At 38.3% G+C, this 15,819-nt stretch carries 14 protein-coding genes; 1 reads left to right on the top strand and 13 read right to left on the bottom strand.

Annotated elements, in window-relative coordinates; genetic code table 11:
- Window positions 1-330: 330 nt before the first annotated feature.
- The 13 genes from HMPREF3029_RS07755 to gmk form a co-directional block, all read right to left on the bottom strand.
- The gene (locus HMPREF3029_RS07755; RefSeq protein WP_070710331.1) at window positions 331-1,035 is read right to left on the bottom strand and encodes a DUF554 domain-containing protein; all 705 of its coding nucleotides are present in this window, start codon (window positions 1,033-1,035) and stop codon (window positions 331-333) included.
- An 11-nt stretch (window positions 1,036-1,046) separates the two neighbouring features.
- Complete coding sequence (locus HMPREF3029_RS07750; protein WP_070710330.1) at window positions 1,047-1,652, bottom strand: thiamine diphosphokinase; 606 nt, start codon at window positions 1,650-1,652, stop codon at window positions 1,047-1,049.
- A 3-nt stretch (window positions 1,653-1,655) separates the two neighbouring features.
- A complete protein-coding gene (gene rpe / locus HMPREF3029_RS07745; RefSeq protein ID WP_070710329.1) occupies window positions 1,656-2,300 on the bottom strand; it encodes a ribulose-phosphate 3-epimerase in 645 nt (214 codons plus the stop codon).
- Complete coding sequence (gene rsgA / locus HMPREF3029_RS07740; protein WP_070710328.1) at window positions 2,300-3,163, bottom strand: ribosome small subunit-dependent GTPase A; 864 nt, start codon at window positions 3,161-3,163, stop codon at window positions 2,300-2,302. The genes rpe and rsgA overlap by 1 nt, the downstream gene beginning before the upstream one ends.
- A 100-nt stretch (window positions 3,164-3,263) precedes the next feature.
- Window positions 3,264-4,532 (bottom strand): cytochrome P450, encoded by a 1,269-nt coding sequence (locus tag HMPREF3029_RS07735; protein WP_068128836.1) that lies wholly within the window; start codon window positions 4,530-4,532, stop codon window positions 3,264-3,266.
- A gap of 81 nt (window positions 4,533-4,613) precedes the next feature.
- Window positions 4,614-6,542, bottom strand: a complete 1,929-nt coding sequence (gene pknB, locus HMPREF3029_RS07730) for a Stk1 family PASTA domain-containing Ser/Thr kinase (RefSeq protein ID WP_070710327.1) — start codon at window positions 6,540-6,542, stop codon at window positions 4,614-4,616.
- A 2-nt stretch (window positions 6,543-6,544) separates the two neighbouring features.
- Window positions 6,545-7,273, bottom strand: a complete 729-nt coding sequence (locus HMPREF3029_RS07725) for a Stp1/IreP family PP2C-type Ser/Thr phosphatase (protein ID WP_068128840.1) — start codon at window positions 7,271-7,273, stop codon at window positions 6,545-6,547.
- A 12-nt stretch (window positions 7,274-7,285) separates the two neighbouring features.
- Window positions 7,286-8,578 carry a 16S rRNA (cytosine(967)-C(5))-methyltransferase RsmB gene (gene rsmB / locus HMPREF3029_RS07720; RefSeq protein WP_070710326.1) on the bottom strand — a complete coding sequence of 431 codons (1,293 nt, stop codon included), beginning with the start codon at window positions 8,576-8,578 and terminating at the stop codon, window positions 7,286-7,288.
- A complete protein-coding gene (fmt, locus tag HMPREF3029_RS07715; protein ID WP_070710325.1) occupies window positions 8,575-9,513 on the bottom strand; it encodes a methionyl-tRNA formyltransferase in 939 nt (312 codons plus the stop codon). Before fmt ends, rsmB begins: the two co-directional genes overlap by 4 nt.
- 8 nt (window positions 9,514-9,521) lie before the next feature.
- A complete protein-coding gene (gene priA / locus HMPREF3029_RS07710; RefSeq protein ID WP_070710324.1) occupies window positions 9,522-11,897 on the bottom strand; it encodes a primosomal protein N' in 2,376 nt (791 codons plus the stop codon).
- Window positions 11,897-13,084, bottom strand: coding sequence for a bifunctional phosphopantothenoylcysteine decarboxylase/phosphopantothenate--cysteine ligase CoaBC (coaBC, locus tag HMPREF3029_RS07705; protein ID WP_070710323.1), 1,188 nt, complete (start codon window positions 13,082-13,084; stop codon window positions 11,897-11,899). The genes priA and coaBC overlap by 1 nt, the downstream gene beginning before the upstream one ends.
- A 54-nt stretch (window positions 13,085-13,138) precedes the next feature.
- Window positions 13,139-13,342, bottom strand: a complete 204-nt coding sequence (rpoZ, locus tag HMPREF3029_RS07700) for a DNA-directed RNA polymerase subunit omega (protein WP_068128850.1) — start codon at window positions 13,340-13,342, stop codon at window positions 13,139-13,141.
- Window positions 13,342-13,965, bottom strand: coding sequence for a guanylate kinase (gmk, locus tag HMPREF3029_RS07695; RefSeq protein WP_040929233.1), 624 nt, complete (start codon window positions 13,963-13,965; stop codon window positions 13,342-13,344). Before gmk ends, rpoZ begins: the two co-directional genes overlap by 1 nt.
- 127 nt (window positions 13,966-14,092) lie before the next feature.
- On the opposite strand from gmk, the gene HMPREF3029_RS07690 reads away from it, so the two are divergent.
- Entirely contained in the window at window positions 14,093-15,793 is a 1,701-nt protein-coding gene (locus HMPREF3029_RS07690; protein ID WP_070710322.1) for an Rqc2 family fibronectin-binding protein, read from the top strand.
- The last annotated feature ends 26 nt before the right edge of the window (window positions 15,794-15,819 follow it).

Here is a 15,819-nt window from a genome sequence, read left to right as displayed (position 1 = left end):
TCGTTAATTTAACAAGATGAAAAACCGAGCTGCTGTTTAACAGCTTTTCATCTTAAAAAATAGTGGCGGCAAGATCGTTTTCGGTTTAATTTAACGCAAATGCTGTTTGCGTTAAAAGAGTTCGTGTTAGTTTAACGCAAAACGCTTAATTGTCAACGTAACGAGATGGTCGTTTACAGAAATCGAAGTTATGTTAAATTATTTAAAATCTTTTTACGCAAATCCCTTTTGTGTAAACACCCTACCCATTTCGTGTACAATTACGCTCTCAACCAACCCAACCACCACCCCACAAGATGAAAAAAGACGAACTAATATTTTAAGTTCGTCTTATCTAAAGAAACTCATGATATATATGACGATCATCGCGACAAATATCGCTGGGATCATGTTTCCGACACGTGTTTTTGTGATGTTCATCATGTTTAAACCGATCGCAAAGATAATGACTCCTCCAGTTGCGCTGACTTGTTTTGTCATCGTTTTTAATACGTCTTCTGGTATGAAGTGCGCAAATCCTTTTGCGCCGAGTGTAATGAGTCCTTCATATAAAAATGTAGGAATACCAGCAATGATGACGCCGAGTCCATATGTCGTTGTCATAACGAGTGCGATAAAGAAATCCATAAATGATTTCGTGTATAAGACTGTATTGTCTCCACGCATCCCAGCGTCTAGTGCTCCGACGATTGACATCGCTCCGATTATAAATATCATCGTACCAGAGACGAGTCCTTGTGAGATGTTTCCTGCGTTTTTATCGCCTAGCTTAAATTCGAGCCAATGTCCGATACCGTTTAGTTTATCTTCTAATTTTAAATACTCACCGATCGTCACCCCGACGATTAAACTCAACAGCGTAATAATTACGTCTGTTGAAGCAGAAATCATCTGAATTCCAAGGGCAATAATAACGAGACCTTGTGCTTTTAAAATTGAATCTTTCACATGTTCGGGGATAAAAGTAAATATTAACCCGAGTGAACCACCGATAATAATGGCGAGCCCGTTGACGAGTGCACCAAGTAATATCATACTTTCATCTCCTAACTTCTGTCGTTTGAATAAATCGCGATTATTGGTTGATTCGTTACAACCGTCGCAACGTCACTTGCAAATTCATTAGATACTGTTAACGTACTTCCAATAGACGTAGTGACTTCTCCATCATACTTAAATCCGACTAATTTTAAAACTGTATCGTTAAAAATTGGTATAAAAGAAATGTACTTATACCCGAGATTTTGTAGTTCACGACTACCTTCGACTTTAAATATAATATTTAAATCATTGATCAGCCTGACGTCGACATCTTTAAATTTCTCGTTTAAAAGTAGCTGAATATTCATTAACTCATGATCAATACGGTCGCCTAATGCACCGTATACGTCGATTTTTTTGTAACCTTTATCGACAAGTTCAAATAACGCAAGCTCGCTATCCGTATAATCCTTTTCACTATTGACCGCATGGATTTTCAGTTTTGACTCAATAAAGTCTCGTTCTTTATCATTTACTGAATCGTAATCACCGTAACAAAATTTCGGTGTAATACCAAGTTTAAGTAACTGATATACTCCGCGGTCGACCCCGATATAATCTCCAGAAACTTCTGGTACGCTCACTTCTCTCATCACTACGTTAGCTTTCATATATTAACCTCTAAGTTTATCAATCGTCTCTTTTGTATTATCTGCTTTAAATAAGTACGATCCACTCACGAGTAAATCTGCACCCGCTTCACGGCACACGCGTGCGGTTTCATCGTTCACTCCGCCGTCTACTTCAATTAAATAGTCATAATTTTCCCTCGTACGAATAGAATCGAGTTCTGCAATCTTTTTAACACCAGATTCGATAAACGACTGCCCACCAAATCCTGGATTCACTGTCATGACGAGAACGAAGTCTACGATGTCTAACAGATACTCAATATCTCTCACTGGCGTTTGTGGGTTTAAAACGATGCCTGCTTTCATGTTGTTGTTTTGGATATGCGTGATTAAGCGATGTGCGTGCGGCGTTGCTTCAATATGAAACGATAAATAATCAACACCCATATCGCGAAACTCTTCGACGAACTGCTCTGGATCTTCTGTCATTAAGTGAACGTCTAGTGGAATATTCGTTTTTTTACTAATCGCTTCACAAACAGGAATACCGTATGAAATATTCGGCACAAATTGTCCATCCATAATATCTAAATGGAAAATATCCGCACCTGCTTCTTCCATTCTCTTCATTTCACTTTCTAAATTTAAAAAATCACTCGCTAGTAATGATGGTAATACTTTAACCATTAATATCTCTCCTTGTAATTCGTCATTTCTTCGTATATTTGTAAGTAACTGTTGTAGCGACTTTCTTTTATATCACCATTATTCACAGCATCTTTTACGGCGCATTTCGGTTCGTTAATATGGACGCACCCTCTAAATTTACAGTCGTCTAGAAAAACGTTAAATTCTTTAAAACAAAAACGTAAATCCTCTTTGTCGATATGTGTAAAATCAATCGTAGAAAACCCTGGAGTGTCTGCGATTTGACCGTTATTTTTATCGATCAGTTCAATGTGACGCGTCGTATGTTTTCCGCGATTTAACTTTTCACTAATTTCATTTGTTTCTAAGTTTAAATTTGGAAGTAACGTATTTAATAACGTACTTTTCCCGACACCCGTTTGTCCAGCAAGGACCGATAACTTATCTGGAAATATATCTTTTAATGATTCATTTACCGTGTCTTTTTCTGTAAAGTACACGTCATACATATCATATGTTTCTTTTATTTTTTTGATTAATTCTTCATCGTCATTTAAATCGTTTTTAGTAACGATTAAAATTGGCGTAATATGATTAGATTCACTATATGCTAAAAATCGGTCTGTTAAATAAAAACTAAAGTCCGGATTTTTTATGCTCACTGTAATGAGTAGTTGATCGACGTTAGCAACTTGCGGACGGACTAAACTATTTTTACGTGGATGTATATGAGTAATCGTTCCTTCTTTTACGTTGTCCGCTTCAAAATCGACAATATCTCCAACTAACGGACTCTCTTTACGTTTACGGAATATTCCACGCGCTCTTGTTTGATATACTATGCCGTCACTTTTAACGTAATAAAAACCGGCAAGCGCTTTTACAATTTTACCTGTTTGCATAATGCCTCCTAAAATTTTCATCTAAATAAATTATAACAAACGTTTATATTTAAGAAACATAAAAAATCCCTCTAAACATTTTTGTTTAGAGGGAAATATATTAGAAACGATCCACTTTTTCTCTAACGTTGTTGATGACCATACCGCTGTTGATGTAACCAGGGATACTGTTTAAGTCGATTGTTAAGTCTTGCTCTGGAACGTCCCAAGTGATTTCGTTTGCGAAGTATTTCATAGTTTCTTCCATGATGATGATTGTGATCCACTCACCTGCACAACGGTGGTTAGTCCAGTAGTCTCCGCCACCTTGTGGAATCATATCAAATGGTGATCCGTCCCAGTCTTTAAAGCGCTCTGGAATGAATTTGTTTGGTTGATCCCATAACTCTTCACTGTGTAGTGTACCGTATACGTCGATAACGAGACGTTGGTCTTTAGGAATCGTTACACCTTTATGTTCCACTTCTACTTTCGTTTTACCAGGTAAGAATGGAACGAATGGGTAGAATCTTCTTACTTCTTGAGCGAACATGTACGGATAATCTTCTACCGTGCTCATTTTACGAATTGCTTCTGGGTGTTCGTAAAGTGCAAGTACACCGTATGATACGAAACGGTTGATTGCAATTAATGGACGGAACGTGTTCATGAGGTCGATACCTGCAAGACGTGAATCCATTTGATTACCTTCATAGTCTCTCCAGTGTGCTAACTCATATAATGATGAGCCTTTTGGAGGATTAATTTCACCGTTACGTGTTTTAATGATTTGATCTTCTAACCAGTCTTCAACACGTTTACGCGCATCTTTAGATGATTTGTAACCTTTGAACGCATTACCGAGACCTTTGAATGAGTCGATCATGATATCCATGTCTTCTGCGATTCTTTCGATTTCTTCTTCTGGAGCAGTTACTCCCGCCCAGCGCATACCAATACGTGTTAATAGAACGATAGATTCGTGGTAAACGTTAACGTCTCCCATCGCTTCCATACGCGCTGTGTTAGCTTTCCAGTAGTTACGTGTTAATTTACGTACATACTCTAAGTTTCCTTCAGTCATTAATGACATGAATAGCGCTTTTCTGTCGATATGTTGTTTACCAGTTGTCGTGTGGATCGCACCTTTACCGAATAAAGTGTTTACAACACGCTTAGGTAAACCACCTTCACGTTCGATTTTGTCGTTATCGTAGAATAGTTCTGCCCCTTCTTTTCCACTTAAAACGACGTAGCTTTTACCACCGAGTGCACGTGTTTCAAACACTTCTGCACCTAGGCGTTCTCTTTGATTTGTAGTATAAAGGTAGCCTTGTTTAAATACTTTTAACGTATTATCTAGACCTTTATCTCTTTTAATTTTTGCCATTGTTTTCATCCTCCAAATTGAAGTCTTCCTTTTTATTATAGATAACATTTTTTATAAACGCCAATATTTCAATAAATTTATTTAATCATTTTTGATTTTTTCTTCTAACACTTTTTTACCATCGACTTCGATACGATAACCACCTGATTCACCTTCTTCTAGGACGAGGTTAATCGTGTACGGTGTGTCTTCAAAGATCACAAACTCTTCCTCGACGTCATCGATGTTTCGTGTTTTATCTTCGATATAGACTTTTACTTTTTTCGTTTTTTCTTTCTTGTCTTTATCTTTAGAAGTATCCTCTCCAAATGGAATCGTCACTTTAAATTGATATTCTTTTGCTTCTTTTGGCGCTTTACCTTTAGACACTGTTAAATTAATTGGAGAGCCTGGTAAAAACGCACCGTAACTTGGGTCTTGAGACACTACGATCCCTTCGCCGTATTCGTCACTATGGATTTCATTTACACTATTTATAATAAATCCGTTTCCTTCAAGGACTTGCCTTGCTTCCTCGAACGGTCTTCCGACGAAGTTCTCTATTTCTATCGGTTCAGGACCTTGAGATACCGTTAACGTAATCGATTCTTCTTTTGGAATAATTTTTGTGCCTGGTTTTATCGATTGTTCGATAACTTTATTTTTATCGATTTCACTTGAATATTCCTCTTCGATATTAACAGAATTAAATCCGAGTTCTTCTAATTTCTTTTTAACGTCATCGATTGATTTTTTCGTAAAGTCTTCCATTTCATATGGTGGTTCACCGTCAGACACATTTAAGTCGATCGTGTCTCCTTCTTTTAAGATAGCACCGGATTTTGGAGACGTATTAATGACGTGATCTTTTTCAATCTTTTCGTTATGTTCACGTGTAATATCACCGATCACGAGGCCTGCTTCTTCGAATTTTTGAACTGCTTCGTCAACATGCATACCTTGAACGTTTTCTACAGTGACTTCTTTCGGTGTCGATTTTAAGAATAATGCACCTAGTGCACTACCACCGATTAAAAGCAGTAATAGTATTACGATAATCGGCCATATACGACGTTTCTTTTTAGTCTCTTCTTTTGGTGGTTCTGTCTGTTCTGGCTTTTTGTTCTTAGGTTTTACCGGAACTGGTGCAACAGGTGCTACTTTCACTTTGTCCTTATCGACTTTTTTAGGTTCATTATTCGCTTTATACGCATGTGTCATATTTTTGTAGTCAAGTAAATCACGAATTACTTCTGACGCGTCACTATAACGGTCGTTCGGTTCCTTTTCGGTACACTTATAGACGATGTTTTTAAGTCCTAGTGGTACACCTTCACGCTTATCGTCGATGTTTGGCATTGGTGACTGTATATGTTGAAGCGCTACGGATACTTGAGTTTCAGCTTGGAACGGTAATTCTCCCGTAATCATTTCGTATAACATGATTCCAAAGCTGTAAAGGTCCGCACGTTCATCCGCATGCTTTCCTTTTGCTTGTTCTGGTGCAATGTACTGAACAGAACCCATCACTTGGTTCGTTTCAGTAAGTCTTGTTTCAGATAAAGCTTTCGCGATACCAAAGTCCGTAATTTCTAACTGACTATCTTCATCGATTAAAATATTTTGCGGCTTAATATCTCTATGGATAATTCCACGGTTATGCGCGTGTTCGATACCACGAAGCGTCATAAGTGACAGTTCTACGATTTTATCATATGGTAGCGGCTTATTTTCATCGATATATTGTTTTAAGTTCGGACCTTTAATGTATTCCGTGACAAGTACGTGGTATTCACTCGTATCATCGACGTCGATCACTGTAACGATGTTTGGGTGGTTTAATCGTGTTGTGTTTTGTACTTCACGCTGGAAGCGTTGCATCATCTTTTCTTTGTTATACGGATCTGATTTTATCAATTTTACGACGACTTCACGGTCTAATATAATATCATCGGCCAAATAAACTGAACTCATCCCACCGCCTAAATATTTTTTAAGGCGATAACGATCTGAAATGATGTTTCCTTCCATTACTATTCACCCGCCTTTAAGTCGACGACGATAACGCTGATGTTATCTTTCGAGTCATTTTTTTCAGCTTTAGCTACAATTTCATCTGCTTTACTTTCGTTTTCATATACAATTTTATGAATCGTTTCATCGTCCACGACATCTGTCACGCCGTCACTCGTTAAAACGATATAATCATACAGATGATTTTTTAAACGGAATAAATCCGGCTGAATGAGTCTTGTTGTACCGAGTGCTTTCGTTACGATATTTTTTTGAGGATGAGATTTTGCTTCTTCTTTTGTAATTTCACCTGAACTGACGAGCATATTAACAAACGTATGGTCGTTCGTGATTTGGCGTATTTCTAACTTTTTAAGTGCATACGCTCTAGAATCTCCGACGTTAAATACGTAAATCATTTCATCTAAAAATGCTGCTAAAACGAGTGTTGTTCCCATATTTTTAGACTCCGTATTTTCGTTTGAATAGTCATATAACTCGCGGTTCGTTTGAATAATTAAATCTCTTAAAAAATCTTTGCCGTCGTCTGGTTTAAAGTAGTTCGTCTCTTCGAACGCTTCTTTAATTTTAGAAGCGACAAATTTTGAAGCGACTTCACCATGCTCATGGCCGCCCATACCGTCGGCAATTAACGCGATTTTTTGACCGGTTTTATTTTGAAATACGTAGGCCGTATCTTCGTTTAAATTACGGTAACTCCCACAAATACTTTTCTCATAAAATTTCATAGCTGTCCTCCCTCACAGTTTCTTAAATTTAGCGATAAAGAAACCGTCTGTATTCAGTTCATGGGGGAGAATTTGACGCATGTTTCCTTTAAATTTAAACGGCGGAATTTCAAATTCGTCAAATTCTATATCCGTCGACTGTTTTTTAAACGTATATGCGACGTTTTCATTTTCCATTTGATGCAGTGTACATGTCGAATAAACGAGTGTACCGCCACGTTTTAAATACTGTTTGACGTGATTTAAAACCGATAGTTGAATGTCAACAAGTGTGTTGATATCTTCTTCACGGACGTTGTACTTAATTTCAGGTTTACGTTTTAAAACGCCGAGCCCTGAACACGGTGCATCTACGATTATTTTATCGTACATCGTATCATAATCGTCTTTCGTTGCATCTTTTAGCATTACATTTAAATTCGTATGTTTTAAACGTTTGCTTTCATTTTTGATTAATGTCAGTTTATGTTCAAATACGTCTGAAAAATCGACGTGTCCATTCATATTTTCTAGTGCGTGGAATCCTTTCCCGCCAGGCGCACTACATGCATCGAGTATCACTTCTTTTCCAGTTGGATCTAATGCATAATTGACACACATTGAACTCGCATCTTGAATACCAAATAATCCATCTTTATAGGCTTTCGTTTCCGTTAGTCCTCCACCATAAACGATGACTGCATTTTCATGAATAGAGCTTTTCTTAGCAGTCACTCCTTCGTCTTGTAGCTGTTTAATTAGTGCCTCACGCGTCGTTTGTTTCTTGTTTACGCGGACGTACATGTTTGGTCTCTCAAGTAGACTTTTTGCGATATTTTCAGTGTTTTCGACTGAATGATGTTTTAATAGATGTTTGACGATCCACTTCGGTAGTGAGTACTCGATTGATAGCCTCGTCGCGTCGTTCTTAATATCGCTGATTTTTGGTTTTTCTTCACGTAAGAAACTACGTAAAATACCGTTAATTTGACGTGAACTCTGTAGTCCACCACGCTCTTTAGCAATTTCAACCGCTTCATTGATCACTGCGTAACTCGGTATTTTATCGAGATATTCTAATTGATATAGACTGATGACGAGTAAATCGCGTTGCCAACGTTTTAGTTTCGTTTGTATGAGTGGGCGTAAATAATATTCGAGCGTTAATTTCCTCGAAATCGAACCGTACAAAATCTCTGTGAGTAACGCACGGTCTTTTTGTGATAATTCGTTTTCCTCGATGATTCGATTTAAAACGATATTTGAATACCCACCGTCATGAATGACGTTTGAATACGCATCGAGTGCTAATTCTCTTACTGTCATACGTCTTCACCGAGCACGTCGCCAATTAAATCACTATTATTACGAATATATTGACTTGCGTTTATACGTTTCCCGCCTGCAGGTTGTACTTCTGTAATTTCTAAGTCAAAATCAATTGTCGCAACTAAAAATCCGTCTTTCGTTTCTTTTATAATCGTCCCTGGCTTTTCTGTCGACTGCTTTTCTGTCAATTTCGATAAATATAACTTCAGTCGTTTACCATTTAACAATGTATAACTTCCCGGGAACGGGTTTAAACCCCGGATATGGTTAAACACTTCTCTAGACGGACGGTCGAACGTAACGAACTCATCTTCTTTTTCGATGTTTGGACTAAACGTTTTTAATGCGTCGTCTTGAGGCGTACGTGAATTTGTTTCGTTCAAAATATTTGGTAACTCATTTATCAGTAATTCCGTACCGATTTCACTTAAACGGTCGTGAAGCGTACCGACTGTGTCACTATCTCCGATGACTGTTTCTTGCTGCGCGATGATGTCTCCCGCGTCTAACTCTTTTGCCATATACATTAATGTGACGCCAGTTTTTTCATCGCCTTCAATTATCGAACGGTGAATCGGTGCGCCCCCTCTATGTCTAGGTAAGAGTGACGCGTGAACGTTAACACACCCGAGTTTTGGTATGTTTAACACGTCTTCACTTAACAGCTGACCGTATGCGGCTGTAACAATAATATCTGGGTCGTATGATTTTATTTTTTCAATCGATGAAGTACTACCGATAGCCTCCGGTTGGAATACTTCTATGCCAAGCGTTGCCGCTTCTTTTGCGACTGCAGGAGGCGTTAAAATTTGTTTTCTGCCGACCTTTTTATCGGGCTGAGATACGACGAGATCAACTTCGAACGTCTCGTGTAGCGCTCTTAAAATGGGAACAGAGAAATCTGGCGTTCCCATAAAAATTATATTTGCCATAGTTTCACCTACATAATATATTCTGGATCAACATCGATTCTTAACGATGTTTGTGTCTTTTGATATTCCTTACTATACTTATTATCCAGTTCATGGAGTACTTTAAACAGTTCTGGCTCACTTTTATATTTTAATATTATTTGGAACCTATATTTGTTTTGGATTCTCTCGATTGGAGATGGACTCGGTCCAATTAAAATCGAACGATTCGACACGTCTTTTTGAATGACTGTATGAATGTCACTCGCTGCTTTAATGACGCGGTCTTGATACTCGCTTGAAATTGTAAATAATACGTGGAAGTAATACGGGCTATACCGTGCGAGTTTTCGATATTCCATTTCTCTTAAGTAAAACGAACGATAGTCATTTTCTTTTGCGAATTGGATCGCGTAATGATCTTCGTTATACGTTTGGAATATCACTTCTCCTTCAACGTCTCCGCGTCCTGCGCGCCCGGATACTTGAGTGAGGAGTTGAAACGTACGTTCATTTGCTCTAAAATCCGGTAGATTTAAAATCGTATCTGCATTTAACACTCCGACGAGTGTGACGTTTTTAAAATCTAACCCTTTCGCAATCATCTGTGTGCCGAGTAGTATCGGAATATTTTCTTTTTCGAACGTGCTTAATAGCTTTTCGTGTGCACCTTTGTTACGCGTCGTGTCGATATCCATTCGTACGACGTCGACGTTATACGTATCGCGCAATATTTCTTCTATCTTTTGTGTTCCTGTCCCGCGAAGACTTAAATCGTGTTCACCACACGCTCCGCATTTTGTTGGCATCGGCTCTTCGTATGCACAGTAATGACACATCAGTGAATTGTTAGATTTATGATACGTTAAGCTGATGTCACAGTTTGGGCACATCGGAACGTGACCACAGTTTTGACAGACTAAAAAGTTCGCATATCCTCTTCGATTTAGTAGAAGGATCATTTGTTCATCTTTACTTATTCGGTCTCGAATTTTCATGTCGAGTTTACGTGAAATGATTGACGTGTTGCCGTCTTCTCGCTCTTTAACCATACTGACGATTTCTGGAATTGGAACGGTTTGTTCCGTCGGTCTTTCTGTAAGTTCAAGTCTCTGATACACGCCGACTTCACTTCGGGCGTATGACTCGATACTCGGTGTTGCAGATCCAAGTATTAACGGACAGTTATAATACTCCGCGCGCCACTTAGCAACGAGTCGTGCGTGATAATACGGGCGTTCGTTTTGTTTATAAGTCGACTCGTGTTCTTCATCGATAATAATACACCCGACGTTTTGAAATGCCGCAAACACGTTACTTCGTGCGCCAATAGAAATTCGAGCACGCCCTTCACGTATTTTACGCCACTCATCATATCGTTCACCGTGACTTAACATCGAGTGAATCACTGCAACGTCGTCACCAAATCTCGATTTAAAACGCTGCACCATTTGTGGAGTAAGTGCAATTTCTGGGACCATCATAATCGCATTTTCACCACGATTTAATACTTCCTCAATCACTTGTAAATATACTTCTGTCTTTCCGCTGCCAGTGATTCCGTGTAGTAAAAATGTTTCGTGTGTATCGTCATCAATCGATTTTTTAATCGTGTCAAACGCGTGTTGTTGTTCATGCGTGAGTATCTTTTTTTCATCTTGATAAAATACTCGCCCTTCATATGGATCGCGCTCGACTAATATATCGATTTTTTTACAAAAGCCGTTATCGACGAGTGCGTTAATGACTCCTATAGAGTATCCTTCTTCTTCGATTTGTTCATACGTTAACGGGCCACGGTCTTCGACGAGTTCGAGTAACTCGATTTGTTTCACTGCTCGACTCGATGGTTTTATATCTAAATAGTTTGACTCAATCCCACGACGTGTCTTCTTTTTCGTATGCTGAGAAAATTCTTTTTCTTCGATAATTTCTTTAGAGTTAATAAACGGCATTAATTGTTTTAAGTCGTTCATATCGAGCAGTTTAACGTCGATTTTTTCATCGTCAAACTTTTTAAATGTTTCTCTAGCAATTGTGGACGCGTCATCACTTAGTTTTAATACAGATCTCGATTTCATTTTTAACGCTGCAGGGAGTATTGCTTCAATGACTTTTATATGTCGTTCGACGTAATAATCTGCGAGCTTTTTACTTAAATGAATAAGTTCTTTCGTAAGGACTGGGTAGACGTCCATAACTTTTTGAATCGGTTTAATTTTAGAAGGGTCTAAGTCGGTATCATTTTTAACCTCGACGACAAATCCTTGAATCATTCTCGGTCCAAATGAAACGAATACTCTAGATCCTGGTTGTATTTTATCTTCTAAGTGTTCAGGAATTTTATACGTAAAGAGACGATCGACGTTCTTATTGCTAATCGCGACGATGACTGATGCGTACATTATAGGTCCACTCGCTTTACGATTTCGTCGACGATTTTGTCTGCGATTTCTTGTTTCGTCCCGTAGTTTAACTGTGTTTTATCACCCGTTTTAAAGAACATCGTAATCTCGTTAAAGTCACTATTCATACCGATTGACGAGTTCGATACGTCGTTTAAACAAATCGCGTCAATTTGCTTTTTCTTTAGTTTTTTTAGCGCATTTTCTTCGACGTTATCCGTCTCAGCAGCAAATCCGACGACGTACATATCGTCCGTATTGTGCCCGACATATTTTAAAATATCTGTCGTTTCTTTTAACTCAATAGCGTCAAGTGCATCTGTCTCTTTTTTAAGCTTTTTTGTCGCTACGTGTTTTGGTGTGTAATCAGATACTGCTGCAGAAAATATACCGATATCGTTGTCTAAATTATTTTTGACCGCTTCAAACATTTCTTCTGTCGATTCAACTCGAATGACATTGACACCGCTCGGCGGGTCAATACTGACTGGCCCACTCACGATTGTTACAGTCGCACCTCGATTTTTAAACGCTTCAGCGATACTGTAACCCATCTTTCCACTCGAATAGTTCGTTAAATATCTAACGCTATCTATTCTCTCTCTTGTCGGGCCTGCTGTTACTAATACGCGTTTTCCTTTTAAATCTTCATTTAAAGATAAAATACGATTCATCTCCGCGATGACCGTTTCAATACTCGCTAGTCTACCGTCGGCATTATATCCACATGCTAAAAAGCCAGTTTCGCTATCGACAAAATGATAACCGTCTTTTTTTAAGATGTCGATATTACGTCGCGTCGCCGGATGATTTAACATATTAACGTTCATTGCCGGCATAATCATAACGGGTTTCGTATTTGCCGCGAGGACATTCGTTAACATATTGTCGTATATCCCGTTTGCGAGTTTACCGATCGTATTTGCCGTTGCGGGTAACACTAAAATAATGTCTGCCCATTCACCAAGTTTAATATGCGCAATTTCAGCTGGATTTTCTTCTTTAAATGTATCCGTAAATACGTGATTTCGACCAATCGCTTGAAATGCGAGTGGTGAGACGAATTGTAACGTATTTTCTGTTAAAACAACTTTAACGTTATGACCGAGTTGCGTGAGTTTGCTCGTTGCATCAATTGCTTTATAACTCGCGATTCCACCAGTTACTCCGAGTAAAATATTTGCCATAAGATCACCTCTAATAGTAAAGAAAAGCTGACAACATACATTGTCAGCTTCACATTAGTCCTTACGTGTTACGTGTTTATCTGCGATTTCTTCGAGTGCCATACCGACAGTCTTTTTAGACCTATATCCTGTGTCTCCACCGAACACCGCATATTCAGGATGGTCTTGTAATTCTCTTGCACGTTTTGCCGCCATAATGACGATCATATATTTTGAATTTTCGTTTTCTTTTAATTCATGAAGTGACGGGTATAACATTACTCCTCTACCTCCAACAGTAATTTTCTTAAATGTCTTTCTACTTTTGAGCGTCTTAAATGATTTGCTTCTACAATGCATCGAATTTTTCGTTTTGCTTCTTCGATAGAATCATTGACGACAACAAAGTCATATAAATTCATAAGTGTTAATTCTCTTTTTGCTTCGCTAATACGGTGTTCGATAATTTCTTTAGAGTCTGTGCCACGACCGACAAGACGCGACTCTAACTGTTCGATTGACGGTGGTGCTAAAAAGATAAATAGCGCTTCAGGGAATTTGTCGCGCACTTGTTTTGCACCTTCAACCTCGATTTCTAAAAATACATCGTGGCCTTGTTCCATCGTTTGATGAACAAAATCAACTGGTGTACCGTAATAATTTCCAACGTATTCCGCATATTCAATAAATTTATCTTGTTCAATTAATTGCTCAAATTCTTCACGCGATTTAAAGAAGTAGTCGACACCGTCCACTTCCCCTTCACGTTTATCACGTGTCGTCATTGAAATTGAGTATTTAAAGTTCGTTTCTTCATCTTCAAACAATGCTTTACGCACTGTTCCTTTTCCGACCCCAGAAGGCCCAGAAAGAACAATCAGCAATCCTTTATCGTTTGTCATTCGCAGTAAACCTTTCATTAAAGTGATTATTCTTAACTTTACCATAATCATGAGATAATTTCACTATAAGTTAGACGGTGTTATAATAGATAAAGTACATTTTCTGAAAGATAGGAGTGCAATGATTATGGCACTTGACGGAAATTTTATACATGAACTCATGAACGAATTTACTCCACTGAAAGGTGGACGTATTAATAAAATTCATCAAATCGATCCGTATACAATTATATTAAAAATACGTGCAGAACGTAAAACACAAACACTTTTAGTGAGTTGCCACCCAAGTTTAGCACGTATTCATTTTACAAATGAATCTTACGAAACACCGTTTGAACCGCCGATGTTTTTACGCATGTTACGTCGTGATTTAGAGTCTGGAATTATTAGAGATATTAAGCAAATCGGTAATGACCGCCGCATTCATATGAGGGTTACGAATCGCGACGAAATCGGTGACGAAATCGAACGAGAGCTCATCATTGAAATTATGGGTAGACACTCGAACATCATTTTAACGGATGAACATAAACAAATCATTTTTGCGATGAAGCACATATCGCTCTCTGAAAACGAGCGCCCGATTCAACCCGGGTTACAGTACGAGGCACCGCCAACGAAAAAGAAGTTAAATCCTAGAACTGAAGAAATTAACGACTTACCAAAATATATTGACTTTAACGGTGGGAAACTGAATCGACAAATTTTAAATAACGTCGAAGGTGTGAGTTTACAATTTATTGAAGAAGCTGAGCACCGTGTAAAGTTCTGGAACATCAAAAATATCGTGAGTGCTATTGAAGAGACACTGAGTACTTTATCTTTAAATCCGACATTGTACATCGGTAATAGAGATGCGTTTTACTATAGTGAACTCGAGACTTTAAATCATCAATATGATGAAAAAATCCACTTCGATACGCTCTCAGAATTACTCGATGAATTTTATCATTCAAGATATATTAAACAAAATATAAAACGACAAGCGAACGATTACTTGTATGTCATCGAGCAAAACTATGACAAGACGAAGCGGAAAATCGAAAAGTTAAAAGAAGATATTGAAGAGTCGCACCGTAAAGACGACTATCAAAAGTACGGTGAGTTACTGACGGCTTACATGCACGAATTAAAACCGTATAGTAAAGAGGCAAAAGTCTTTGATTACTATGAAAATAAAGAAATTACGATTCCGCTAAAAGTGCACTTATCACCTGCGGATAACGCACAAAGATATTATCACTTATACAATAAAATGAAAAATCGAGAAATTGAAGCGGAAAAACAACTAGAAATTGCTAAAATGGATTTAAATTATCTCGAGACGTTACTACATCAAATGGAGAGTATTTCAACGACCGAAGAGGTCGAAGATATCCGTGAGGAACTGATGTCAGAAGGAATCATCAAAGAGAAGAAGCGCAGAAAGCGTAAGAAGAAGCATGCGGTTCATCTTAATAAATATAAAACGACAAACGGTTTAACGGTCCTCGTCGGTAAAAATAATACGCAAAATGATTATTTAACAAACCGACATGCGAGTAAAAATCATCTGTGGTTCCACGTCAAAGATATGCCAGGAAGCCACGTCGTCATTACGCATGTTGCTGACGAAATCACTGAAGACGATATAATGGAAGCTGCGAAAATCGCTGCGTATCACTCAAAAGGAAAAGAATCACAATCAGTCCCAGTCGATTACACAGAAATCCGACATGTCAAAAACATCCCAGGCACAAAACCCGGGTTCGTCACGTACACCGATCAAAAAACAGTGTACGTCACACCGGTAGAACGAGAAATCCGTCTAATGGAAGACTCGGAGTAGATGATTATCTGTCTGAGTGGAGGATC

It is taken from the genome of Nosocomiicoccus sp. HMSC059G07 (genome assembly GCF_001815515.1).
Classification (GTDB): domain Bacteria; phylum Bacillota; class Bacilli; order Staphylococcales; family Salinicoccaceae; genus Nosocomiicoccus; species Nosocomiicoccus ampullae_A.
This window is presented reverse-complemented; position numbering and strand designations above follow the sequence as displayed.

Coding starts and splice junctions, on each gene's coding strand:
- HMPREF3029_RS07755 (WP_070710331.1), bottom strand. CDS start 1,035: ATGATATTACTTGGTGCACTCGTCAACGGGCTCGCCATTATTATCGGT.
- HMPREF3029_RS07750 (WP_070710330.1), bottom strand. CDS start 1,652: ATGAAAGCTAACGTAGTGATGAGAGAAGTGAGCGTACCAGAAGTTTCT.
- rpe (WP_070710329.1), bottom strand. CDS start 2,300: ATGGTTAAAGTATTACCATCATTACTAGCGAGTGATTTTTTAAATTTA.
- rsgA (WP_070710328.1), bottom strand. CDS start 3,163: ATGCAAACAGGTAAAATTGTAAAAGCGCTTGCCGGTTTTTATTACGTT.
- HMPREF3029_RS07735 (WP_068128836.1), bottom strand. CDS start 4,532: ATGGCAAAAATTAAAAGAGATAAAGGTCTAGATAATACGTTAAAAGTA.
- pknB (WP_070710327.1), bottom strand. CDS start 6,542: ATGGAAGGAAACATCATTTCAGATCGTTATCGCCTTAAAAAATATTTA.
- HMPREF3029_RS07725 (WP_068128840.1), bottom strand. CDS start 7,273: ATGAAATTTTATGAGAAAAGTATTTGTGGGAGTTACCGTAATTTAAAC.
- rsmB (WP_070710326.1), bottom strand. CDS start 8,578: ATGACAGTAAGAGAATTAGCACTCGATGCGTATTCAAACGTCATTCAT.
- fmt (WP_070710325.1), bottom strand. CDS start 9,513: ATGGCAAATATAATTTTTATGGGAACGCCAGATTTCTCTGTTCCCATT.
- priA (WP_070710324.1), bottom strand. CDS start 11,897: ATGTACGCATCAGTCATCGTCGCGATTAGCAATAAGAACGTCGATCGT.
- coaBC (WP_070710323.1), bottom strand. CDS start 13,084: ATGGCAAATATTTTACTCGGAGTAACTGGTGGAATCGCGAGTTATAAA.
- rpoZ (WP_068128850.1), bottom strand. CDS start 13,342: ATGTTATACCCGTCACTTCATGAATTAAAAGAAAACGAAAATTCAAAA.
- gmk (WP_040929233.1), bottom strand. CDS start 13,965: ATGACAAACGATAAAGGATTGCTGATTGTTCTTTCTGGGCCTTCTGGG.
- HMPREF3029_RS07690 (WP_070710322.1), top strand. CDS start 14,093: ATGGCACTTGACGGAAATTTTATACATGAACTCATGAACGAATTTACT.